Source organism: Cellulomonas fimi (assembly GCF_012952065.1).
Classification (GTDB): domain Bacteria; phylum Actinomycetota; class Actinomycetes; order Actinomycetales; family Cellulomonadaceae; genus Pengzhenrongella; species Pengzhenrongella fimi_A.
On record NZ_JABCJJ010000003.1, the window covers coordinates 103,724 to 127,165 of the forward strand.

General features: G+C 69.6%; 20 protein-coding genes and 1 pseudogene. 8 read left to right on the top strand and 13 right to left on the bottom strand.

The window, feature by feature from the left end; genetic code table 11:
• The first annotated feature begins 380 nt into the window (after positions 1-380).
• A complete protein-coding gene (locus tag HIR71_RS16665; protein ID WP_249051520.1) occupies positions 381-548 on the top strand; it encodes a sigma factor in 168 nt (55 codons plus the stop codon).
• 275 nt (positions 549-823) lie between these two features.
• On the opposite strand, the gene HIR71_RS03290 is transcribed toward HIR71_RS16665, so the two are convergent.
• Entirely contained in the window at positions 824-1,564 is a 741-nt protein-coding gene (locus HIR71_RS03290; protein ID WP_169323397.1) for a GntR family transcriptional regulator, read from the bottom strand.
• 79 nt (positions 1,565-1,643) lie between these two features.
• Between HIR71_RS03290 and HIR71_RS03295 the strand changes: the two genes are divergently transcribed.
• From HIR71_RS03295 to HIR71_RS03320, 6 genes are all read left to right on the top strand, one after another.
• Positions 1,644-2,429 (top strand): SDR family NAD(P)-dependent oxidoreductase, encoded by a 786-nt coding sequence (locus tag HIR71_RS03295; RefSeq protein ID WP_169323399.1) that lies wholly within the window; start codon positions 1,644-1,646, stop codon positions 2,427-2,429.
• A 67-nt stretch (positions 2,430-2,496) separates the two neighbouring features.
• A complete protein-coding gene (locus tag HIR71_RS03300; protein WP_211373718.1) occupies positions 2,497-3,255 on the top strand; it encodes an SDR family NAD(P)-dependent oxidoreductase in 759 nt (252 codons plus the stop codon).
• A gap of 81 nt (positions 3,256-3,336) precedes the next feature.
• Positions 3,337-5,307 (top strand): bifunctional aldolase/short-chain dehydrogenase, encoded by a 1,971-nt coding sequence (locus tag HIR71_RS03305; protein WP_169323403.1) that lies wholly within the window; start codon positions 3,337-3,339, stop codon positions 5,305-5,307.
• Positions 5,297-6,625: an amidohydrolase gene (locus HIR71_RS03310; protein ID WP_169323406.1), complete on the top strand. Its 1,329-nt coding sequence runs from the start codon at positions 5,297-5,299 to the stop codon at positions 6,623-6,625. Before HIR71_RS03305 ends, HIR71_RS03310 begins: the two co-directional genes overlap by 11 nt.
• On the top strand, positions 6,622-7,404 hold the full coding sequence (locus tag HIR71_RS03315; protein ID WP_169323408.1) for an S-methyl-5'-thioadenosine phosphorylase: 783 nt from the start codon (positions 6,622-6,624) through the stop codon (positions 7,402-7,404). The genes HIR71_RS03310 and HIR71_RS03315 overlap by 4 nt, the downstream gene beginning before the upstream one ends.
• Before the next feature lie 127 nt (positions 7,405-7,531).
• The gene (locus HIR71_RS03320; protein ID WP_169323410.1) at positions 7,532-8,290 is read left to right on the top strand and encodes a nucleoside phosphorylase; all 759 of its coding nucleotides are present in this window, start codon (positions 7,532-7,534) and stop codon (positions 8,288-8,290) included.
• An 87-nt stretch (positions 8,291-8,377) separates the two neighbouring features.
• Here the strand turns inward: HIR71_RS03320 and HIR71_RS03325 are convergent, their stop codons facing one another.
• The 6 genes from HIR71_RS03325 to mtnA all read right to left on the bottom strand — a co-directional run bounded on the left by HIR71_RS03325 (position 8,378) and on the right by mtnA (position 14,768).
• Positions 8,378-8,833 carry a cupin domain-containing protein gene (locus HIR71_RS03325; RefSeq protein WP_169323412.1) on the bottom strand — a complete coding sequence of 152 codons (456 nt, stop codon included), beginning with the start codon at positions 8,831-8,833 and terminating at the stop codon, positions 8,378-8,380.
• Between the two features lie 70 nt (positions 8,834-8,903).
• Positions 8,904-9,821: an ABC transporter permease gene (locus tag HIR71_RS03330; protein ID WP_169323414.1), complete on the bottom strand. Its 918-nt coding sequence runs from the start codon at positions 9,819-9,821 to the stop codon at positions 8,904-8,906.
• Complete coding sequence (locus HIR71_RS03335; protein ID WP_169323415.1) at positions 9,821-11,035, bottom strand: ABC transporter permease; 1,215 nt, start codon at positions 11,033-11,035, stop codon at positions 9,821-9,823. Before HIR71_RS03335 ends, HIR71_RS03330 begins: the two co-directional genes overlap by 1 nt.
• Positions 11,032-12,588 (bottom strand): ABC transporter ATP-binding protein, encoded by a 1,557-nt coding sequence (locus tag HIR71_RS03340; protein ID WP_311836054.1) that lies wholly within the window; start codon positions 12,586-12,588, stop codon positions 11,032-11,034. Before HIR71_RS03340 ends, HIR71_RS03335 begins: the two co-directional genes overlap by 4 nt.
• 86 nt (positions 12,589-12,674) lie before the next feature.
• Positions 12,675-13,721 carry a BMP family ABC transporter substrate-binding protein gene (locus tag HIR71_RS03345; RefSeq protein WP_311836055.1) on the bottom strand — a complete coding sequence of 349 codons (1,047 nt, stop codon included), beginning with the start codon at positions 13,719-13,721 and terminating at the stop codon, positions 12,675-12,677.
• Positions 13,722-13,745: 24 nt separating this feature from the next.
• Entirely contained in the window at positions 13,746-14,768 is a 1,023-nt protein-coding gene (gene mtnA / locus HIR71_RS03350; protein WP_169323419.1) for an S-methyl-5-thioribose-1-phosphate isomerase, read from the bottom strand.
• 169 nt (positions 14,769-14,937) lie between these two features.
• Here mtnA and HIR71_RS03355 point away from each other — a divergent pair, with 169 nt between their 5' ends.
• A complete protein-coding gene (locus tag HIR71_RS03355; RefSeq protein ID WP_169323421.1) occupies positions 14,938-15,588 on the top strand; it encodes a hypothetical protein in 651 nt (216 codons plus the stop codon).
• Positions 15,589-15,674: 86 nt separating this feature from the next.
• Here HIR71_RS03355 and HIR71_RS03360 read toward each other — a convergent pair.
• From HIR71_RS03360 to HIR71_RS03385, 6 genes and pseudogenes are all read right to left on the bottom strand, one after another.
• Positions 15,675-15,875, bottom strand: a pseudogene (locus tag HIR71_RS03360) (transposase); the annotation flags it as partial.
• Positions 15,876-16,025: 150 nt separating this feature from the next.
• A complete protein-coding gene (locus HIR71_RS03365) occupies positions 16,026-17,150 on the bottom strand; it encodes a site-specific integrase (RefSeq protein ID WP_169323424.1) in 1,125 nt (374 codons plus the stop codon).
• 812 nt (positions 17,151-17,962) lie between these two features.
• Positions 17,963-19,033, bottom strand: a complete 1,071-nt coding sequence (locus HIR71_RS03370) for a glycoside hydrolase family 43 protein (RefSeq protein ID WP_169323426.1) — start codon at positions 19,031-19,033, stop codon at positions 17,963-17,965.
• Positions 19,034-19,058: 25 nt separating this feature from the next.
• On the bottom strand, positions 19,059-21,359 hold the full coding sequence (locus tag HIR71_RS03375) for a beta-xylosidase/alpha-l-arabinosidase (RefSeq protein ID WP_311836065.1): 2,301 nt from the start codon (positions 21,357-21,359) through the stop codon (positions 19,059-19,061).
• A 137-nt stretch (positions 21,360-21,496) separates the two neighbouring features.
• Complete coding sequence (locus HIR71_RS03380; RefSeq protein ID WP_169323428.1) at positions 21,497-22,390, bottom strand: carbohydrate ABC transporter permease; 894 nt, start codon at positions 22,388-22,390, stop codon at positions 21,497-21,499.
• The gene (locus HIR71_RS03385; protein WP_169323430.1) at positions 22,387-23,439 is read right to left on the bottom strand and encodes a carbohydrate ABC transporter permease; all 1,053 of its coding nucleotides are present in this window, start codon (positions 23,437-23,439) and stop codon (positions 22,387-22,389) included. Before HIR71_RS03385 ends, HIR71_RS03380 begins: the two co-directional genes overlap by 4 nt.
• Positions 23,440-23,442: the final 3 nt, after the last annotated feature.

Genomic DNA, 23,442 nt, shown 5'->3' on the forward strand with positions numbered 1-23,442 from the left:
GCTGCTGCGGGGAAGCTGACCGGCGCCAAGTGGCACGGCAGCGCCGCTGGTCGCCGACATGCTGGAGGCCGGCGGCGGGCTCCGTGACGAGGGGTTCACCGCGGCCGGTTGCGGCGCGGCTTGTCGGCGCGCGCGTCACGGGCCAGCTTGTCTTCCGTGGGGAAGCTGACCGGCGCGGATGCGGCCGCGGCGTTGGAAGCCGCCGCCCTCTGACGACCTGCCCGGACGCGGCTTGACGTGGAGATGGCGCGCTTCCGGGAATGATCGGGGGGCGGGTCTGGTCGCAACTTCCACCCTCAAACCCGTGGCCTCGGCGTGCTGGTGGTGATCGCCGATGCGGCCTGCGACACGCTTCCCCGGGTGGTGGACAGGCACAGGATATGAGCCATGCTTCGCGTGCTCCTGATCGGGAGCACACCTTCAGATCGTTGTACGAGGCGGTCTACCCGGACCTCCTGAGATTCGTCCAGCGCCGTACTGGTCGCAACCATGCCGAAGATGTCGCCGCTGACGCCTTCCTGGTGGTGTGGCGCAGCCTCGATGAGTGACCGCGCGCCCACGATGACGCGCGGGCGTGGATCTTCGGCATCACCCGGAACATGTTGCTCAACAACCGCCGGGGCGAGCAACGTCGCCAGACGCTGGGCGAGCGCCTCGCTGAGACCCCGACTTCCCCTCCGGCGAACCCGTCCCCGCGGAGTCAGCCATACCTCCTGACTGTGCCGACCAGCCAGGTGACGACCGTCCTCCGCGGCCGGGCCGAGTGGGGGCGAAACCCACTCGGTCTGCGAGTGCGAGCGGTGTCCTGCATCTGCCTGTCGGATCAGCGAGTGCGCAGGATCGAGAACTGGAACCGACCCTCGATGAAGTAGGTCCGCGAGCGGAGCACGGGTTGGGCGCTCGCGTCGTAGTGCGTCTGCTCCAGGAGCAGGTAGACCTGGTCCGGCGGGCGCTCCCCCCAGCCAATGTGGGCGCCCCGGGCGGCGTGGATGTCAGCGACCGCGGTCTTGGAGACGATGCCAGCGGACTCGAGCAGGTGGAAGAGTGAACCCTTGACCGCGGCCGGATCGAGGCCAGTCGGTAACCGCCAGGCTGGAATCGTGTCGTAGGAGAAGGCCACGACGACTCCGTCGGCAAGTACGGCGCGCTCGACGGCGAGCACCCTGGAAGGTCCCTCTACCGCGAAGGCGTCGAGCTCGTCCTGGCTTGCCTCGCGAAACTCCACGGATCGGTACTGCATGCCGGGTTCCATACCGTGGGCGGCCACCGTGTCGGTGATTGACTGCAGCTCCTGCAGCCCGGCCTTGATCCCCCTGCCGAACGGCGTCACGAACGTCCCGACCCCGTGCCGCGTGACCGTCAGGCCATGGATCTCCAGCTGCTGGAGCGCGCCGCGCACCGTGCTGCGCGAGACGCCGTACCTGCTGGCGAGCTCGCCCTCGGTCGGTAGCTGGGCACCGACCGGCCACTCCCCCTCCTGGAGGCGGGCGCGGAGGTCGTCCGCCAGCTGTACACGCAGCTGTACGCGAGTCCCCAGAGGAGAGGTCGAGCGGTCGTCCTTCATGCCGTGCATGATACGCACGATTCGTTGACGACGCCGGATATCCGTCGTAGGTTGTCCGACAACTACTCAGGAGGACTACGTGACTCGTCTCGCCACGCCCACCGCACTTCCCGACCTGCGCGGCACCGTTGCCGTCATCACGGGTGCGGGAGGTGGCATCGGAGCGGGTATCGCGCGTCAGTTCAGCGCTGCTGGCGCGGCGGTTGTTCTGCACTACCTGACGAGCAAGGACCAGAGTGCGGCGCTCGCCGCGGAGCTGGTCGCCGCGGGCGCTGAGGCGTTGACCGTGCGGGCGGACATCACCGACCCCGAGCAGTGCGTCGCCCTCATGCAGGCGGCGGTCGATGCTTACGGCCGCCTGGACGCCCTGGTCAACAACTCCGGGGTTCAGCCGAACGAGCCGCTCGAGGACATGACCGTGGAGCAGTGGCGTGCCGTCGTGGACACCAACGTGACAGGGACGTTCGCTGCGACGCAGGCTGCCGTCGCGGTCATGCGGCACAGCGGCGGTGGCTCCGTCACCCACATCGCGTCGATCGAGGGCTCGCACCCTGCCCGCGCACACGCGCACTACTGCGCGTCGAAGGCCGCCATCATCATGCATGCGCGCACGGCTGCGCTCGAGTACGGCGCGTGGGGCATCCGCGTCAACACCGTCTCCCCCGGGCTGATCGACCGCGAGGGTCTGGCAGCTGCCTGGCCCGACGGCGTCCAGCGCTGGCTCGCCAACGCACCGCTCGGCCGGATGGGCGCGAGCACCGACATCGGCAACGCCTGCGTGTTTCTGGCGTCGCCCATGGCGGCCTGGATCACCGGCCACGACCTGGTGGTCGACGGCGGGATGGGCGCCAGCCCCACCTGGTAGGTCGCCCCGCCCAAGAAACCACCCGAGCATCAGGAGATCCACTGTGAGTGCGCCGCTGCATGACCGCGTGACCATCGTGACCGGCGCTGCCGGCGGGATCGGCGAGGGCGTCGCCCAGGCGCTGCTGGACGACGGCGCCCGGGTCGCCCTGTGGGACCTGTCGAAAGAGCGCACGGAGCAGGTCGCCCGGCGGCTCGACCCGTCCGGAGAGCGTGTGCTGGCGCTGGAGGCGGACGTGACGGACCAGGACGCCGTGGATGCCGCGGTCGCGGCGACCACGGCGCACTTCGGTCGCCTCGACGGACTCGTCAACAACGCCGGGGTGATCGCCATGGCGCCGTCCTGGGAGGAGGACGCAGCGCACTGGCGCCGCCATCTCGAGGTGAACGTCACGGGGACGTTCGTCTGCAGCAAGGCGGTCGGCGACGTGTTCCGTAGTTCTGGCGGCGGTGCGATCGTCAACGTCGCATCGAACTGCGGCAAAGCCGGCTACCGCAACATGGCCGCGTACAACGCGAGCAAGTCGGCCGTCATCGGGCTCACCCGCTCCCTCGCGATGGAGTGGGCCGACGTCGGAATCAATGTCAACGCCGTGTGCCCGGGCGGGGTGGACACACCGATGCTCAGCCAGGTGGCCGACTGGCTCTCACCGCGGATCGACGTGCCCGCCGAAGAGCTGCTCGCCGGGATGGGCGCAGAACAGCTGGGTGGCCGGCGGATCATGCCGATCGAGATCGGCCGCGTGATCGCCTTCCTGCTGAGCAACGCCGCCGTCATCATCCGCGGCCAGTCCATCAGCGTGGACGCCGGCGCCACGCCCTACTGACCTGCGACTCACTCCCGGCGCGAACGGCCTCAGACCAGCTCTACGCCGGGACGACCGGCGCTCTAGACAGGAGATCTCCCCATGCAGCACCGGTGGAATCAGGCCGAGGCAGCGCGCCTTGCCACCCCCCTCGACGAGTGCGCCTACGGCTCGCGCCTCCTCGGCTCCGAGCCGAGCCTGGTCCTGCACGGCGGCGGCAACACGTCGGTGAAGGGCACCATGCCCGACGTCGTCGGGGGCGACGTGGAGGTGCTGTGGATCAAGGGGAGCGGCTGGGACCTGGCCACCATCGAACCCGCCGGCTTCGCACCGCTCCGGCTGGGCCGGCTGCGAGAGATCCTCACCGCCACGAGCCTGAGCGACCCGGAGATGATGAACGCTCTGCGGTGCGCGCTGATGGACGCCAGCGCACCCAACCCGTCCGTGGAGACACTGCTCCACGCCTTCCTGCCGTTCGCAGCTGTGCAGCACAGCCATGCCGATGCGATCGTCACCCTCACCAACCAGCCCGACGGCGAGGCCGTGGTCCGCGAGGTGTTCGGAGACCGCGTCGTCGTCCTGCCCTACGTCATGCCGGGATTCGACCTCGCACGGCTCTGCGCCGAGCAGTGGGCCGTCCAGCACCACGACGGCATCGTCGGCATGGTGCTGCTCAACCACGGGCTCTTCACGTTCGGCGCGAGCACGGAGGAGGCCTACCTGCGCCACCTGGAGCTGATCACGCTGGCGGAGAAGTACCTGGACGCGGCAGCCCCCCGGCCCGTCACCGTGGCACCCCGCGCACTGCCGGACGTGGACGCCGTGACCCTCGCACGGCTCCGACGGTCCCTGAGCGAGGCGGCGGGCTTCCCCGTCGTCACCACCCGCCACACGGACGAGCGGGTCCGCCGCTTCCTGGCGCGCAGCGACCTTGCGGACCTGACCCAGCGCGGGACCGCCACGCCGGACCACGTCATCTATACCAAGCGCACCCCCATGCTCGGGCGCGACGTCGCGGCCTACTGCCAGTCGTACCAGCAGTACTACAAGGAGCATCACGATCGCGGCCGCGGGCCGCTGACCATGCTGGACCCGGCACCGCGGATCGTCCTGGACCCCGAGCTCGGCATGGTCACCGTCGGGCGTCGTGGCAGGGCCGCGGACGTCGTCAACGACATCTACCGGCACACGATGGACGTCCTCGAGCGCGCCGAGCAACTCGGCAGGTTCACGGTGCCGTCGGCGGGTGAGCTCTTCGACGTGGAGTACTGGGACCTGGAGCAGGCGAAACTGCGGCGTGCCGGATCCCCGCCCCAACTCGCCGGGCAGGTCGCAATCGTTACCGGTGCCGCCTCGGGTATCGGCCGCGCCTGCGCCGAGGCGCTGCTAGCGGCCGGCGCCAGCGTGGTGGGCTGGGACATCTCGACCGACGTCCCGACGTCGTTCTCGAGTGTCGAGTGGCTCGGACTGCGGGTCGACGTGACCGACCCGGCGGCGGTGCGCGAGGCACTCAGGTCGGGAGTCGAACGCTTCGGCGGCGTCGACATCGTGGTGGTCGCAGCAGGGATCTTCCCGTCCAGCCAGCGGCTGTCCCAGCTCGAGCCGGACAGCTGGCGGCTGGCCATGTCTGTCAACGTCGACTCAGTCGCCGAACTCTTCCGCCAGGTGCACCCGCTCCTCGTGGAGTCCCCCATGGACGGACGAGTGGTGATCGTCGGGTCCAAGAACGTGGCAGCGCCGGGGCCCGGTGCCGCCGCCTACTCCGCCTCGAAGGCAGCCCTTCACCAGCTTGCCCGGGTGGCTGCACTCGAGTGGGCCGAGGACGGTATCCGCATCAACACGGTCCACCCGGATGCGGTGTTCGACACGGGCCTCTGGACACCCGAGCTGCTTGCCGCCCGCGCCGAGCGTTACGGCATGAGCATCGAGAGCTACAAACGGCGCAACCTGCTCGGTGCCGAGGTGACCAGCGCCGGCGTCGCGCGCATGGTCACCGCGATGACCACCGACGTGTTCGCCACCACCACGGGCGCCCAGGTGCCTGTGGACGGAGGCAACGACCGTGTCATCTGAGACCCGGATCGTCGGTGGCACCGTCGTCACGATGGACAAGATCGGTACCGTCCACACGGCAGGCGAAGTCGCCTACGGCACGTCCGGGACGCTCACCTATGTCGGGCCCAGCCGAGGACCGGCGCGCCCGGGCGACCTGGACGTGAGCGGTGACATCGTCATGCCGGGGCTGGTCAACGCACACGCGCACTCTGCGATGACCCCGCTGCGCGGCTTCTCCGACGACCAGGACCTCGAGCAGTGGCTGCGCGACATGCGCCGGTTCGAAGTGAAGCTCACCGCGGAGGACATCGCCTGGGGCCTGCGCCTGGCCATGGTCGAGATGCTGCGTTCTGGCACGACGACGTTCGCGGACATGTTCCGTTGGGACGCAGCCCTGCTCGGTGACGTGGTGGGCGCCGGGATGCGGGTGCTGGCCGCGCCCGCAATCTTCACCGAGGACTCGGTCGGCTTCCCGACCGCCAGCCCGCAGGACGGCCGCGCGACGATGGACCTGACGGAACAGCTGGCCCAGGAATTCGCTGGGGACCGCCACGTGCGCATCACCTTCGGCCCGCATGCGCCCTACACGTGCTCCCCCGAGCTCCTGCGAGAGGTCGCCCGGCGCGCCGCCGCCGCCCAGGTCGGCGTGCAGATCCACCTCTCGGAGGGCGCCACCGAGGTGCGCCAGAACATCGCGCGCTACGCCCGCACCCCGATCGCGCACGTGGCGAGCCTGGGCCTCCTCGAGGTGCCCACGCTCGTCGCCCACGCCGTTGCTGCCACGGACGAGGACATCGAAATCCTCGCGGCCGCGGGTGCCGCGGTCTCCCACAACCCCGTCTCGAACCTCAAACTCGGCTCCGGGGTCGCCCCCGTGCCGGCGATGCTGGCCGCCGGGCTCACCCTCGGGCTGGGCACCGACGGCGTCGCGAGCAACAACACGCTCGACATGTTCGAGGAGATCAAGGTCGGCACGATTCTGCAACGCGGCCACCATCAGCAGGCGGGCGCCGTCGGATCGGCGACCTTCCTGCGGATGGCGACCTCGGAGGGCGCACGGGCTGTGGGGTTCCCCGAGACCGGAAGTCTCGAGGCCGGCCGGTGGGCGGACCTGGTGGTCGTGCGCACGGATTCCCCCAGAGCGACGCCCCTGCACTCCTTGGGGACCTTCTTGGGTTTCGCGGCGCAGGGGCAGGACGTGCGGCACGTCGTCGTCGACGGTCGGCACGTCGTCCGCGAGGGAGTCGTCACCACGTTGGACGAGCAGCAGATCAAGGCGAGGGTCGCCGCGACAGCGACTCGTATCGTCCGGGAGCTGAAAGGTGAGGACGCATGAGCACCATCGTGGGAGTCATCGGCGGTTCCGGGCTCTACGAGCTCTTGGACGGCGCCGTCGAGCATGCTGTCACCACGCCGTACGGCGCCCCGAGCAGCACGCTCTCGACCGGACAGATCGGAGGTAGGGACGTCGCTTTCATCACCCGTCACGGGCGGGCGCACGAGCTGGCGCCGCACACCATCAACTACCGCGCGAACCTGTGGGCGCTGCACGACATGGGCGCACGGACGGTCATCACCTCGTCCGCCGTCGGGAGCCTCAAGCCGGACGTCCAGCCCGGTGAGTTCGTGCTGTGCGACCAGTTCATCGACCGTACGTCCGGGCGCATCGACACCTTCTACGAGGGCCCGAAGGTCGTCCACGTCTCCGTGGCCGACCCGTACTGCCCCGAGCTGCGGGCGCGGGCGACCGAGGTCATGAAGCGCCTAGGTGAGCGCTACCACCCGACAGGCACCGCGGTCGTGATCCAGGGGCCGCGGTTCTCGACCCGTGCGGAGTCCCGCTGGTTCCAGCAGATGGGGTGGGACGTGCTGAGCATGACCCAGCATCCCGAGACCGCCCTGGCGCGCGAGCTGGCCATGTGCTGCCTAAATGTCTCGTTCGTCTCAGACCACGACGCAGGGGTCACCGACGACGCCGAGCCCGTCCGGGCAGGAGACGTGTGGCGCCGCATGGCGGAGAACCAGGGGCGCATCCGTGCCGCGCTGGCCGCCCTCATCGTTGCCGCTCCGGACATCCCGACCTGCCGCTGCCGCGACGCTCTGTCGGACGTGTGAGTTCCCGACCGTTGAATCGACGGCAATCCGGCAGCACCTCGTCCACGGCGACGCCCATCCCCGCACAGACGCGGAACAGCGACGGGACGCCGCTCGGCCCACCGAACACCCCCAACCAGGAGGCACGATGACCAGCACCGCTGTACGGCTCGGACCCGACGACACCCTGACCTTGACCCAGATCAAGGTCCGCGACCTGGCACCCCGCGTGCTGGTCGTGGGCGATCCCGCTCGCGCACGAAAGGCCGCGCAGCTGCTGGACGATACGCGCCAGGTCGGGGAGAACCGGGAGTACGTGACGTTCACCGGCACGTACCACGGCACCGCCGTCAGCGTCGTTTCACACGGCATCGGCGCCGCCGGGGCCGGCGTGGCGTTCGAGGAGTTGTGCCGTGGCGGCGCCCAGCGGATCATCCGCTCGGGGACGGCGGGCGGTCTGCAGCCCGACGTCGTCGACGGTTCGCTGGTCATCGCCACGGCCGCGGTGCGCCGCGACGGCCTCAGCCAGCACCTCGTCCCGCTGGCGTTTCCGGCTGTGGCCGACACCGCCGTGGTCGTCGCGCTTTCCGAGCACGCCGCGAGCACCGGGCTAGACGTCCATCGTGGCGTCGTCCTCACCTCTGACGCGTTCTACCCGCACACGCTCCTCGGCAACGACCACGAACTCTGGCAGCAGGCCGGGTGCGTGGCGGTGGAGATGGAGATCGCCCCGCTGCTGGTGATCGCGGCGCTGCACGGCGTGCAGGCAGGAGCGGTGCTCGCGATCGACGGCAACCCCCTGGCCGAGCACGACCCGTCCATGGCGGGCTACCAACCCTTCCGGGAGATCGTCCACGAGGCCGTGGCCGGCGCGCTGGACACCGCGCTCAACGCCCTCGTCGCCTGACCCGACAAGGCACCACGGGCTGACGGACGGGTAAGGGCTGGGCACCTCTCCGGATGCCCAGCCCTTACCCGTTCGTCTGCAGGCCTGTCAGCGTGTGAGCGCCGCGATCCGCGCGGCCTCTCCCGGGTACTGCCGGATCAGCTCGGCGCGGTCCCCCAGGCGAAAAGCCTCCCAGCTGAACGCCGGCGCCATCGTCGTGCCGATCAGCGTCCACGAGCCGGTCGACGACGAGCCCTGCCACACGCCTGCCGGCACGACGAGCTGAGGTCGCTGACCGGCCCGGAAGTCCGGTCCCAGGAGGACTCGGGCGGTGGACCCGTCCGGCTCGAGCAGCAGCAGCTCCAGCGGGTCACCTGCGTACCAGTGGTAGACCTCCACGGCGTCCAGGACGTGCAGCGCCGAGAAGTCGGCGCCGGCGAGCAAGTAGTAGATCAGCGTCGAATGATCGTCCTTGTACGTCTGGCGGTACAGGCCGCCCTCCTCGGGCAGCGGCTCCAGGCGGAGCAACTCCACTATCTCCTCGGCGGTGACGTCAGTGGGCATGCGAGTCTCCTGTCATAGTTCGGGTGCGGGTTGGACGCGCGAGCTCACGACCGGCCGGGGCCGGCCCGCGTCAGGTAGCGACGGACGTCGACGCGCGCGCGAACTGCCGGCGAGCGACGACCAGCGCAACGAGCGTGACGACGTAGGGGGCAGCGTCGGTCAGCTGGGACGGCAGCCCGTTGCCCTGGAGCCGGAACCCGATCGCTTCGGCGAAGCCGAACAGGAGCGCCGCTCCCAGCACACCCACCGGGTGCGCACGGGCGAGCATGACGGCGACGACCGCGATCCAACCGCGACCGGACGTCATGTTCTCCGCGAACTGCACCACGTTGCCAAGCGACAGCTGCGCACCGGCCAGCCCGCACAGCGCACCGGACGCCAGGATCGCCCCGTACTGATATCTGCCTGGCTGGACACCGAGGCTGGAAGCGGCAAGCGGGCGCTCCCCTACCCCGCGCAGACGCAGCCCCACCGCCGTGCGGAACAGCACGAGCTGGACCACCGGGACCACCAGCAGGGCTACGTACCCCACGAGCGTGAGGTTAAACAGCACCGAGCCAAGCCACGGGAGCTGGGAGAGCGCCGGGATGGGCATGGTCTTCAAGCCGACGATCCGGGGATCCTGGAAGACTCCGCGGACGTCCCAGACCGCAACCAGCAGGAAGGCGGTGATGCCCACGGCGAAAAGATTCAGCGCGACTGCGAGCACGATCGGGTCACCCTTGCGGGTGACCGCTCCGTATGCCAGGACGGACGAGACCGCGACTCCGGCCACCACCCCGCTCAGCACACCGGCATACGCACTGCCGCTGAAGTAGGACCCGGCGACAGCGGCGAAGGCACCGGAGAGCATCAGACCCTCGAGGCCGATGTTGAACACCCCGGCCCGTTCGCAGATCAGTCCGCCGATCGCCGCGAGCAGGATAGGGATCAGCGCACGGAACACGGACGCGAAGAGTGCGCTGTCCAGCAGCTCGACAGAGAACATCAGACCCTCCCGAGGTCGTCGGACTGCTCGCGGACCGTACTCTTCGCGCGGCGGCGCCAGGTCACCTGGACCCGGATCGCGATCAGGACGATCACGATCGCTTGGATGAGCTGCGAGATCTGCGCCGAGACACCGGCGCTGCGTTGCATGGCCTCGCCGCCCACGATGATGGCGGCGAAGAATGCTCCGGCCACGGCGACCCTCAGGGGTCGGCTCCCGGCGAGCAGGGCGACGAGCAGCCCTGTCCACGCGTAGTTCGTGGCGATGAGGGCACCGTCGACAAGCCGGATCTGGCTGCCGAGCACCAGCATGATCCCGACGAGCCCGGCGATTCCGCCGCTGACGAACATCGTGCTGACCTTGAGCCGGTCCGTGCGGACACCCGCGTATCGCGCGAAGTGCGGGTTGAGACCGGTGATCCCTGCCTCGAAGCCGGCAGGTGTGCGGCGGTTGAAGACCAGGACGGCGACAATCAGCAGGGCGACAACGACGAGGCTCCAGTCGAGCGTGCTCGTGAGCCGCACAAGGATATTCTCCGGGCCGAGTGCTCGTGCGATCGCGGCGCCGAGCGGAGAACTCTCGGAGAGGAGCGACGGGATCCGGACGGCCTCCGGCACGGGCTCGGTGGCTACGAGGCTGGATCCCTTTTCCTTGAGCGGGAAGCGCACCAAATAGGAGCTGAAGTAGCGCGCTGGGTAGCTCAGCAACAGGCTGCTGATCAAGATGGGCACGGCGAGCCGGGTCTCCAGGACCGCGGACAGCGCCCCCCACAGCCCGCCTGCGAGGACAGCCGCGGCGAAGGCGAGCAGCATGACCAGCAGGCCGGGTCCGGGGACGAAGAGTGCGACGACCGTTCCGGCAAGGCCGCCCAGAACCATCTGGCCTTCACCACCGAGATTGAACACCCCGGCCCGGAAGGCCACCGCCAGCGCCAACGCCATCCCGACGAGCGGGACTGCGCGCTGGAATGTGTTGACCAGACCGGGACCCGTCAGCGCACCCTCGCCCATAACCCGGTATGCCGTGATCGGGTCGGCGCCGGCCAGGGCAATCACCACGCCGCCGAGGACGAGGGCGAGGCCAATGGAGACCGGCGCTGGCCCGAGCAGGCTCATCGCCGCCCGTCTCAGGATCGGCCAGGGTCCGCGACGTCGCCCCCGGTCCGCGGGCGCGGACGGCGCGGGCATCCCGACGTCGGTCGTCTCAACGCTCATCGTGCATGCTCACTTTCGGTCCCGTCGACCGTGGTCACGGCCGAGATGCCCGTCCCACCGCCCGCCATGAAGAGGCCCAGCTCGCTCTCGGTGGCGGTTGCTGCGTCCAGCTCGGCGACGACCCGTCCTTCGAACATGACGAGGATGCGTTGCGCGAGGTTGAGGATTTCCGACAGCTCGGCGGAGATGAGCAGCACGGCGCCACCGCCGTCCCGGTACTGCGCGATCTGCTGATGGACGAACTCGATGGCGCCGATGTCCACCCCTCGGGTGGGCTGCTCAGCGATCAGCAACGGTGCGTGATAGGCCATCTCCCGGGCCACCACGATCTTCTGCAGGTTGCCGCCGGACAACGTCCCGACCATGGTCCCGGGGCCGGCGATCTTGATCTGGAAGCGGGCGATGAGCTCGCGGGCGCGCTCGACCATCTGGCCCCGCTGCAACACGCCCCGCCTGACAAGGGGCCCCGAACGGTGGTGGCCCAGGGATAGGTTGTCGGTGGCGTCCGCCGTCGGGGCCGTACCCACGCCGTGGCGGTCCTCGGGGATGTAGGCCAGGCCGGCCTTCCTGCGGGCCGCCACGCCAGCCCGGGACACCTCGGTGCCGGCGATCGTCACGACACCACCGGCGGCCGTGCGCAGTCCAGCGATCACCTCTGCCAGCTCCGTCTGACCGTTCCCGGCGACCCCGGCGATGCCGACGATCTCCCCCGCTCTCACTGTGAGGTCGACGCTGTCGAGCACCACCCGTCCGTCGTCTCCCGTCGCCGACAGCCCCTCGCACGTCAGCACCGGGGCGCCAGCCGGGCGCGTGACGGGCCACGCCCGCAGCTCCACGTCCCGACCGGTCATGTGCCGCGTGATCTCGGCGGCGGTCGTCTCTCTGGTGGTCAGCGAGGCGACAGCACGCCCGTCACGCAGGATCGTCACGCGGTCGGAGATCGCCATGACCTCCTTGAGCTTGTGGGTGATGAAGATGATCGTGCGGCCGTCGTCCGCGAGGGCGCGCAGGATCGTGAACAGCCGCTCGGCCTCCTGCGGTGTGAGCACCGCGGTGGGTTCGTCCAGGATGAGAACCTGGGCGTCGCGGTAGAGCGCCTTGAGGATCTCCACCCGTTGGAGCACCCCCACCGGCACCCGCTCGACCCGGGCGGTCGGGTCGACCGCCAGCCCGTAGCGGTCGGCGATCTCGGTGACTCGCCGGTTCGCCTCGCGGTGGTCGAGCAGACCGCGTCGGGTGACCTCCTCCCGGTAGATCACGTTCTCCGCCACGGTGAGGGAGGGGAAGAGCTTGAAAGCCTGGAACACCATGCCGAGACCCGCATCGATGGCCTCGATGGGCGAGCTGAACCGGCGCCTCTCGCCCCGCAGCCAGATCTCGCCCGCGTCCGGCTGGTACAGGCCATAGAGGATCGACATCAAGGTCGACTTCCCTGCACCGTTCTCGCCCATCAGGGCATGGATCTCACCCTTGGCCACGCTGATGTCGATCTGGTCGTTGGCCAGGACACCAGGGAACCTCTTGGTGATCCCACGTAGCTCGAGTTCCGCCACCCTGTCACCTTCCTCGTGCGCGGCGATGCGCACCGGAAACGGGCCGGGTGGGCTGCCTCGCAGCCCACCCGGCCCCTCGTCCATTGTCAGCTTGCTGCCGGGTCCGGCAGCTCGATCTTGCCGTCGATGATGTCCTGCTTGACCTGCTTGACGCGCTCGATGACCTCCGGGTACTCCATGACGACGCACTGGCTCGTCTCTGCACCCTCCATGAGGCTCGTCAGGTCCATACCGCCCTCGGCCAAACCGTAGGAGGTGACCCTCTCGGCCTTGCCATCAAGGATCTTGCCGATCTCGGACACGACCAGGACGTCGACAGCCTTCATCGTGTTGTCGACGACGTAGCCCGGTGCCATCGGGCACTGGTTGATATCGACGCCGTAACCGTAGATGCCCTGTTCGGCTGCGGCCTCGAAGACGCCGCCGTTGCTGCCCGAGGCGACAGCGAAGATCTGGTCCACACCGGTGGCCGCCATCGAGAGCGCCTGCTCCTTGCCCTTGGCCGGGTCAGCGAACGGGTTGGAGCCGCCGATCGCGAGCTGACTGTCATCGATCGCGGAGTCCACGCTCTGCGCGCCCGCTGCGAAGGAGTCGGAGTAGCGGTGAAGGAAAGGAATGTCGAGCGCCATCACGGAGCCGACCTTCCCGCTCTCGCTCAGCATGCCGGCCTCGACTCCTACCAGGTACGAGGCCTCCTGCTCGCGGAAGACGGCGCAGCGCAGGTTCTCCGGGCCGTCCGCCGGACAGGCATCGACGATGAGGAACTGCTGCTCGGGATTGCGCTCGGCGTACTCCTTGGCCATGTCCTCGAAGTCGAACGTGATGAGCACGATGACGTCCGGCTGCTCGGCGATGGCGGCCTCAAGGTTCGACCGGCGGCTCTGGTCGTCAGTGCTCTCGTAGATCTTGGCCGTACCGTCGAACTCCTCGGCGGCCGCCTCGGTTCCCACCTTGCCTAGCTCGAGGAACTTGTTGATGCCAATGGGGGTGTTGGTCACGTAGATGAAGGTGGGTCCGTCACCGGCTGACGCACCTGCTGTGCGATCGTCACCCGAGGCACCGCCGCCGCATCCGGCCAATAGCACGGCGAGCCCCAGGGCTCCGGCTGCGAGGTTCGACTTCTTTGTCGTCACTGCTACTCCTTCGTGGGCGATGAATCAGGACTGACGGGACGGCTGGAGCGGAGTGGTGTTCAGTTCCTGGCCACGGTCCAGGTGGATGACACGGCGGTCGGTGATGATCGCCGTGATCAGTTCGCGCGGCGTGACGTCGAACGCCGGGTTGTACGTCTCGGTGCCCTGAGGTGCTGTGATCCGAGCGCCGAACGACGTGATCTCGGCGGCCCCGCGGTCCTCGATCTCGATGTCAGCGCCGCTGGTGGTGGACATGTCGACCGTGGACTCCGGGGCAACAACGATGAACGGGACCCCTGCGTGTTTCGCCGCCAGCGCCAGGGAGAATGAGCCGACCTTGTTGGCCGTGTCGCCGTTCGCCGCGATGCGGTCCGCTCCGATCAGGACGGCATCGGCCGCTCCGCGAGAGAGCAGGAACGGCCCGGCGGAGTCGACCACCAACCGGAAGGGGGCGCCCATCTGCTGCAGTTCCCATGCGGTCAGGCGGGCGCCTTGGAGCAGCGGACGTGTCTCGAGCGGGACGACCTCCTGCAACCAGCCCTGCTCATGGATCGTCTGCGCGACCCCAAGCGCGGTGCCGCGCTCCACGGCGGCCAGCCCTCCCGTATTGCAGACGGTCATCAGGCGGATATCCCGGTCGGGGACGACGGCACGCAGGTAGTCCGCACCGTGCCGCCCCATCGAGATGCAGGCCGCCAGGTCCTCGTCGCGGACCGCTAGCGCCTCCGCGAGGACGGCCTCGGCGCCCGCCTCCAGCCGCCGCAGCGCGCGGTCCACCCCCCAGGAGAGGTTGACGGCCGTGGGCCGGGCCTCGCGCAGCCGGGCCGCACCCGCCCGAACCTCGGCCACGTCAGTGCCTGCGAGCGCGAGCTGAGCCACCCCCATCGCTCCGGCGACGCCGAGCGCTGGTGCGCCCCGGACGGCCAGCTCCTGGATGGCAGCGATCAAGCCGTCGAGTGTCTCGATCCGGCGCACGGTGAGTTTCGCGGGGAGGGCCGTCTGGTCGACGATCTCGATCGCGCCCTGCACCCAGTCGATCGTCCGCACGTTCCCTGCCTCTCGTAGACCCCTGACGGAAGTTGACTGACAACCGACAACCGAAGTCTGACCGTAGGCCTCTGGATCGGTTTGGTCAACGGCTGCTCCCGGGTGAGAACAATTGTGGCCCGATGACAGTTGTTCGACAACGGATGTCTGACTGCTAGTGTCCTCTCGCATGGTGCTCGAAACTCTGGGATGGATCGGGTCGGCGCTCGTCGTCGCGTCGCTGATGCTCGCGAACGTGTGGCGCTTTCGTGTGCTGAACCTGATCGGATCCCTGATCGCCACCGGGTACAACGTCGCCCTCGGTATCTGGCCCTTCGTCGCGATGAACGCGGCGATCGCGGTCGTGAACATCTACTGGCTCGTCCGGCTGCGCCGTGCCCAGCACGAGCAGCCGGCGTACAGCCTCCTCGAGGTCGGGCCCGAGAACCCCTACGTCACGCACCTGCTGCAGGTCCGGGCCGCCGAGTTGCGCCGTGCCCAGCCCTCGTTCGACCCCAACGCATTTGTGGCTGGCCGCTCCATCTTCCTCACGATGGCAGGCGAGGAGACGATCGGGCTCGTGGCGGTACGCGACGACGGCCGTGGCGTTGCGTACGTCGAGCTCGATGTCGCCATGCCTCGGTTTCGAGACCTCAACCCGGGCGCCTTCGTCTACAGCCGCGGCGGCCCGGTCGCTGTTCGAGGGTTCTACCGCGTGGTCGTGAGCGGCGCGGCGGGTCGGCCGCCGGGGTACTTCGAGAAGCTCGGCTTCGAGCGCAAGGGCGTCGACTGGGTCCTGGACGTCACGGCCACCCCAGCGGTCGAGCTCAGCCGCACCTGATTCGATCCCTGGCGTGATCTCCTGGAGGTGAGAGTGACAGGGGGGATTCCCTCGGCACGTGGGGTCAGGTATTCAGGCGGCGTCGACAGGCGCGGCTCGAACGTCCCCGCCCGATCCCGCGGCGTCGCCACCGGGACGCTCCCGACCTCCGTCGCGAGCGTCTTCGGCGTCGAGCCGTTGCGGGAGTTCGGCGACCCGCGACCGGCCGGGTCGCCCTTGTCGTAGCACAGGTGGTCACGCAGCTCCACGCCCATCCCGCGATCCAGCACGCGCGCCCTCGGCTCGGGCCGCTGATGGACGGACAAGGACCGGAGGTCCGCAACTGCGGACATCAGCGACCTCGCCGGACCGCCCAGGCACGAGCACCGGAAGCACTGGCAACCTCCACGGACGCTAACAGCCGACCGCGCACGTTTGTGCGTCTTGCCGTCTCGTCTTCAGTCGCGGGAACCATTCGCAAGCCGTGAGAGCGCATCGGCGATCACCCGATCCCGGTCGGCCGCGGCATGCTGGTACTTCATCGCTGCGGCTGGCGTCGAGTGCCCCAGGCGAGCCATCAGTTCAGCCAAGGTCGCGCCGGTAGACGCCGCGAGCACCGCTCCGGTGTGGCGCAAGTCGTGGAACCGGAGATCGGGTCGCCCAGCCGCCTCTCGAGCCTGGTAGAAGTGCCAGTAAAGGCTGTTCGGACCCATGTTCCGCCCGTCGCTCGCCGGGAAGAGCAGAGCGTCCCTCGACCGCCCGACGTACAGCTCGAGATGACGCCGGAGAACGGGAACCAGGTGCGGAGGCACCGCCACGTCCCGGACGCCGGCGGCCGACTTCGGTGTACCGACAATGACCTCCGAGCCGACCCGCACCACCCCCCGACGCACACGGATGACCGCCTCGTCCAGGTCGACGTCGCTGCGGCGCAGCTCGACGAGCTCGCCGAATCGGAGCGCACACCAGGCGCCCACGAGCACCATGGGCCGGAGCTGGTCGGGCATCGCAGCGGTCAAGACCTCGAGCTCCGCCAGAGAGGCCGGACGGATCGTGCGAGCCCGCTTGGTGGCCCCGGCGCCGGCGATGCGGCACGGGTTCGTGGGCACGAGGTCGTCGGTCACCGCGGTGGTGTAGATGGTGCGGAGCAGGGCGTAGGCGTGGGCGCGGATCGTGGGCGTGCCGGGGTCGAGCGCGGCGTGCCACATCCGCACCTGCGCGGGGGTGACGTCGGCGAGGCGCTCGTCGGCGAAGGCGGGGAGGAGTCGCGTGTCCAGGAGCCGGCGGTAGTGCGCGCGGGTGCGGGGCTTCAGGTCTCGTCCGGCGAGCCAGGCGTTGGCGTACTCCCCGAACGTCGTCGCGGTGCGTTCACGCTCCTGGGCTGCGAGCTCCGCGCGGCCCCAGGTGCCGGCGGCGATGGCGTCGCGGATGCGCATGAGCCACGCCTCCGCCTCTACCTTGGAAGCGAACGTGTCGGGGGCCGTGTAGCGCGCCAGGTCCGGGCCGGTGTACGTGGCCTGGTATCGCTGGGACGGAAGGCGGCGGACGCTGCCCCATGAGCGGCGCGTTCGCGGGCGGACCATGGGCGCCTCCGGAGCTTCCGGTCGTGCAATAGTCGTGCAATAAGGGAGTGCCCAAAAGGGTATCTGGTGTGTCTCGGTGCACCGTCACTGGATCGCGTAACCGCAGGTCAGCGGCCATAAACCGAGATGGGCCCAGTAGCGGGAGCAGGCCTGTCCCACTGGTTCGAGTCCAGTCGAGGGAGCCAATGAAATCGCAGGTCAGGGCCCCTTTCGAGGGGCCCGCCTTGTTGTCGTGCCCAATACGTGCCCGATCAGAACGGCACTCGACTCCACGATGTGGGCATCCAGCCCCGCGCCGAAGCGCCGGCCGACCGCGCAACGTCCCCTCGGCCCGATCAACCAGACCGACGGTCCGCCGAACGTCCCGGAGCCGCTGGCGCACCCCACATAGTCAGGTTCCGTCGGGTCGTCCATCAGTCAGGGCGCACATGGTCGCCGGACATGATCGTTGCGGCTGGCCCGAGCAGGGTCGTTGGTTGGCGCCACCACGGCAGCCGGCGCAGGCCGGGTGAAACTGACTGCTCGCGCGACTGAGCCATCACTGTGGACCGGCAGCGAATGTGGACACAGCCGGCGCCTCGCGGGCATGTCCTCCTCCATCGCTCCACGGCACCGCACCGGGCAGAGGCAGCGCGCGAGGGTAACGCTACGTGGCAGTAGTCAGGGAGGTCAGCCCTGCACGCTCCCGCTCGTCGTTGATGACGGTCGCGACGTGTGCGATGTCGCTCGAGAGCCCGGGATCAGAGCCCGCGATCAAACACGAGACGCCGAGTGCCCTCACCGTGGCGGAACTGTGCCTGCTGTGGCACCAGCTAGTCCGTCGTCAGCATCACCAGACGCGCGTACTCGGCGGCGGTCAACGCCATGATCGAACCGTGGCGGCACTCCTCGGGCGGCAACGCGTGGTCCTCCACGAGCGTCCAGTGAGCTGAGTCGAGCCGATCGGCCCGAAGCGGCAGATAGCCGCGGTGGCCGAACTCGTCCAGGAAGAGCAACCACCCGTCGCCCCCGGGCTCGCGCACGACGATCGGCCCCTCCGCGCGTCTGAGGCCTGGTCGACCCGCCCGGGACCGGCCGAGATCCCGTGCCACCGGTTCCCACCGGGTCGCTGCGAGGTTCGCGGACCGCTCGGAGAACACGAAGCCGGCGTAGTCACCGTCTTCCTTCCGCTCGTCCTTGGTGAACCGGTAGAAGAGACCGGCGTCGTCCTGCACCACGGTCGAGTCGATCGTCGCGGTCCCCGCGTCGGCCCAGACGGTGGGCGGCGAGAACGTGCGGAAGTCCCGGGTCCGGCCGGCCATCATGCGGTGGTAGGACTCGCCGGCGTGGTGAAGGTCCTGCGGGTCGTAGAGGGTGGACGCCCAGAACACCAGGTGCTCCCCCGTGGCTGGGTCGTGGACCGCCTCCGGGGCCCAGACGCAGCCGGCCTCGGCGGGCATCATCGTCACCGCCTGCGGCGCGCCCCACGAGATGAGGTCGTCGGAGCGCCACACCAGCATGTCTCGGCTGCCGTGCCGGGCTGCGGCGTCCCAGTCGCCGCTCGCGTAGACCCGAAGGTCCGTGCCGAGGAGCGCGAAGCCTTCGTCGTCCGACAGGCGGATGAGGAACGGGTCACGGACGCCCCTGGTCCCGATCGTGGAGGCGAGGGTGCCCAGACCGGGCAGTGTGCGCCAGTGCAGGGGGTCGGCTCCGGCGCTCAGCGCGAACCGGACCTCCTCGCCGTGCGGCTCATGGTCACCGGCGAAGAAGGCGAACAGGTAGCCTGCGACGCCCTCGCTCTGCGGCCCCGGCGCAGCACCCTCCGGCGATGCGACCGATGCCCAGGCCGATGCACCGCCGGGTCGGCGCGCGGCGCCCCCGGCCACCCCGGTGACGTGGCCCATGGGGCCCCCTCTCAGCTCTGCCCGGTCATGTCCCGCGAATGACCTCGACCCGCGACCAGCGCGAGTCGCTGAGTGTCACCTCGTGCGTCTCGCCGACCAGGGTCACCTGGGTCTCGGTCACGCGCTCGGCGCACGAGCGGCCGACCCACAGGTCGACGGCACCGGGCTCCACGACGCGGCGCATCTGCCGGTCGCTGAACGCCAGCCGCGTCGTCGGGACGGTCAGCTGCACGGTGGCGCTCTCCCCCGCAGCGAGCTCGACGCGCGCGAATGCGAGGAGCTGCGCCACGGGTCGGGTGATGGATCCGACGAGGTCGTGACCGTAGAGCTGCACCACCTCGGCACCGTCCCGGTCCCCGGCGTTGCGCACATCGACCGTCACGCCGATGGTCCCTGCGGTGTCGACCTCGCCCGCTGCCAGCCGGAAGTTCGCGTAGGTGAAGGTGGTGTAGCTCAGGCCGTGGCCGAACGGCAGGGCAGGGGCGGTCGCGACGTTGCTCACGGACGAGGCGCCGCCCAGTCGCGGGTGCAGGTAGGAGTACGGCTGGGCCCCGGCCGATCGCGGCAGCGTGACCGGGAGCCGCCCCGAGGGGTTGACCCGACCGGAGAGCACCCCCGCCAAAGCGGAGGCGCCCTCCTCTCCGGGAAAGAACGCCTGCACGACGGCGGCACACCTGTCCAGCGCCCAGTCCACGGCGTAGGGCCGTCCGGTCAGCATGACCAGCACCACCGGTGTCCGGGTGGCGAGCACCGCCTCGACCAGCTCACGCTGCACGCCGGGCAGCTCCAGGTCGTCCCGGTCGCAGCCCTCCCCGACCGTCCCGCGGCCGAACAGGCCGGCCTGGTCGCCGACGACGACGATCGCCACCTCGGCGGCCTCGGCCGCAGCGACGGCGGCCGAGATGCCGGACCGGTCGTCGTCGTCGACGGCGCAGCCGGTCGCATGGGTGACGTCCGCTCCGGTGAGCTCGTGGCGGAGCGCGTCGACGACGGTGGGTGCCTCGATGCCGAGCTCTGTTCCCGGGTGCTGGTCGAGGACATGGTTGACGAAGGAGTAGCAGCCGAACAGCGCTTGGGCCCGGTCGGCGTTGGGGCCGACGACGGCGACCCGCGCCGGGTGCTGCAGCGGCAGGACCCCGGAGTTCGAGAGCAGCACGACGGACTCCTCGGCCAGGCGTCGCGCGATGACGCGGTGCCCGGCCGGGTCGAGGTCCACCTCCGCCCCGTCCGACGGTGTCGAGAAGTCCTGATCGAGGAGCCCGAGCTCCTCCTTCTGTCGCAGCACCCGCAGGGTGGCTCGGTCCACGAGCTCCATCGGTACGTGCCCCGCCTCCACCGCGGCCGTCAGCGGCCCGAGGTACGCGTTGCCGGTCGGCAGCTCGATGTCGATGCCGGCCTCGAGCGACTGACGGGCGGCGTCCCCGAGGTCCGCGGCCACGCCGTGCAGCGTGTGCAGGAAGGCGACGCCGAAGTAGTCGGCCACGACGGTGCCGTCGAATCCCCAGCGGTCCCTCAGCAGACCGGTGAGCAGGTCCGGGTCGGCGGCGACGGGCATGCCGTCGATCTCGGTGTAGGCGTGCATGACGGAGCGGACACCCCCGTCGAGGACCGCCATCTCGAACGGCGGCAGGAGGACGTCGGCGACCTCGCGCGGGCCCGCGCTCACGGGGGCGAGGTTGCGTCCGGCACGGGAGGCGGAGTACCCGACGAAGTGCTTGAGCGTGGCGATGACCCCTGCGCTCTGCAGGCCGCGGACGTAGGCGGTCCCCACGGTGCCCACGACGTACGGGTCCTCGCTGATGCACTCCTCGACCCGCCCCCAGCGCGGGTCCCGCACGACGTCGAGCACCGGTGCCAACCCCTGGTGGACCCCGAGGCTCGCCATGCTGGCGCCGATCGCGGCACCCATGGTCTCGACGAGGTCGGGGTCGAAGCTGGCTCCCCACGCGAGCGGTGTGGGGAATGTCGCCGCCTTCCAGGCGGCGAGTCCCGTGAGGCACTCCTCGTGCGCGATGGCGGGGATCCCCAGTCGTGTGTTCGTCACGAGCCAGCGCTGCGCATCCCACAGGGCACGGCGCCCGGTCGAAGGCTCCACCGGTCGGGTCCCGAACACCCGCGTCAGGTGGCCGAGCCCGTGCACCGCGAAGTCTTCGAACCCCGGCGCCGTCTCACCCAGCATGGCGTCCTGCAACGGGGCGACCACCTCGCCGTCGACCCCTGCGCCGACCCACAGACCGACGATCTGGGCGAGCTTCTCCTCGAGCGTCATCTGCTCCAGCAGGCCGCGGACACGGTCGCTGGCTCGCTCCTGCACCCCGGAGACCACCCCTGCGTCGGTGCGATCGGCGCCGACCTGGACTTCTGTCACGGTTCTTCCTCACTTTTCGGGCGCACGGCCACCGCGACCTCGCGGCTGCGTCGTGCGGAACGACTCATGCAAGGGCGCGATGGCGCCCGAGCGGATCAGCCCTTGACGGCGCCCTGCAGCCCGTTGACGATGCGTTTCTCCATGGCCAGGAAGAACACCAGCGCGGGGATCATGGCCAGCGACGTGAAGGCGAGGACTCCGGCGGTGTCCTGCGCGTGCTCGCTGGAGAAGGTCGCCACCCCGAGCGGCAGGGTCTGCGTTGCGGGGTCGCTGAGGATGAGCAGCGGCAGCAGGTAGGAGTTCCACGACGCCACGAACGCCAGCACGCCGACGGTGACCAGACCGGGGGCGGAGAGCGGCAGCACGATCCGCCAGAAGAACCCGACCCGCGACGTGCCGTCGAGCATCGCCGCCTCCTCGAGCTCCTGCGGCAGCGCCATCAGGAACGGGCGCAGGATGACGATCGTCATCGGCAGCGCGAACGCCGCCTGCGGCAGCGCCACCCCCCAGAAGGTGTTCGTCAGGTTCAAGTCCCGCAGCATCAGGAACAGCGGGATGATCGCCACCGTCAGCGGGAACAGCAGCCCCAGGGTGAACACCGTGGTCAGCGTCTCGCGGCCCTTGAACCGGTACCGAGCCAGCGGGTACGCCGCCATCACGCCGAACACGGCGACGATCACCGTCGTGACCAGGGCGATGACGGTCGAGTTGAACGCGAAGCGCCAGAAGCTCACCGACGTCAAGACGTTCATGAAGTTGGTCGTCACCCACGGGTCCGGCAGGCTCACGGGGTCCGCGGCAAGCTGCGCGTTGGACCGGAAGCCGCCGAGGACCGCGTAGACGACCGGGCCGAGCGTGGCAGCGATCACGACGAGGGCGGCGGCGTAGACCAGCGGGTTACGGACGCCCGCCGCGTTGCCCCCGCGGCGCCGGGGGGCGTCCAGGGTCACCGGCCGGCCGGGGGCCGGAGTCACCACGGGTGCGCTCATCGGGCCACCACCTTTCTCGGCTTCGGGGCGTCTTGGTTGTCCCGGCGCAGGACGAAGAACTGGTAGAAGGCGGCGAGGACCAGGGAGATGCCGAACAACAGCACCGCCACCGCGGAGGCATAGCCGTACAGGCCCCGGTTGGTCCCCTGGTTGATCAGGTAGGTGGCCATCGTCATGGTCGAGTTCGCCGGGCCGCCCTTCGTCAGGATCCACACCATGTCGAACAGCTGCAGCGATCCGATCATGGACAGGAACGCCCACGTGCGGATGGTGGGGCCCAGCAGCGGGATGGTGATCCTGCGCTGCACCTGCCACCAGGACGCACCGTCGAGCTGGGCAGCCTCGTAGAGGTCGGTCGGCACGCCCTGCAGCCCCGCGAGGAAGAGGATCACCGCCAGGCCCAGGTACTTCCAGGTCAGCACGACCATGACGGTGTAGAGCGCGATCTCCGGGTCACCCAGCCAGAGCTGGGTCAGGTCGCCCAGACCGACTGACTCCAGGACGGCGTCGACCATGCCGCCGGGCTGCAAGAGCATGAGCCAGACGACGCCGGCCACCACCTCAGCGAGGACGTACGGGACGAAGATGATGACCCGCATCGCGGAGCGGCCCCACATGTCCCGGTTGAGCAGCAACGCGATGGCGAGGCCCAGCGGCAGCTGGATGACGATCGACAGGACCACGATGGTCAGGTTGTTCATCACCGCGTCGGTGAAGATCTGGTCGCGAAGGGCGTTCGCGTAGTTCTTGAGCCCGACGAAGTCGTCCATCGGACCGAGGCCGTTCCACCTGAACGTGGAGTAGCGCACCGCCTGGACGACGGGCACCACGACGAAGAGGACGAACAGCACCAGGGCGGGGGTGACGAAGAAGGCGATCTCCAGGCGCTTGCGCGTGCCGGTGGAGACCGACCCTGCCCGGCGCCGTCGTCCGGCGCCGGCTCGCGCCGTCGACCGGGCCGGGGCCTGGTCGACGGCGCGAGCTCCGTCGCGGATGGGGGCAGTCTCGGCGGCCGCGCTGGCCGGGCGGGCGGTCACGTCGTCTGCCATGGG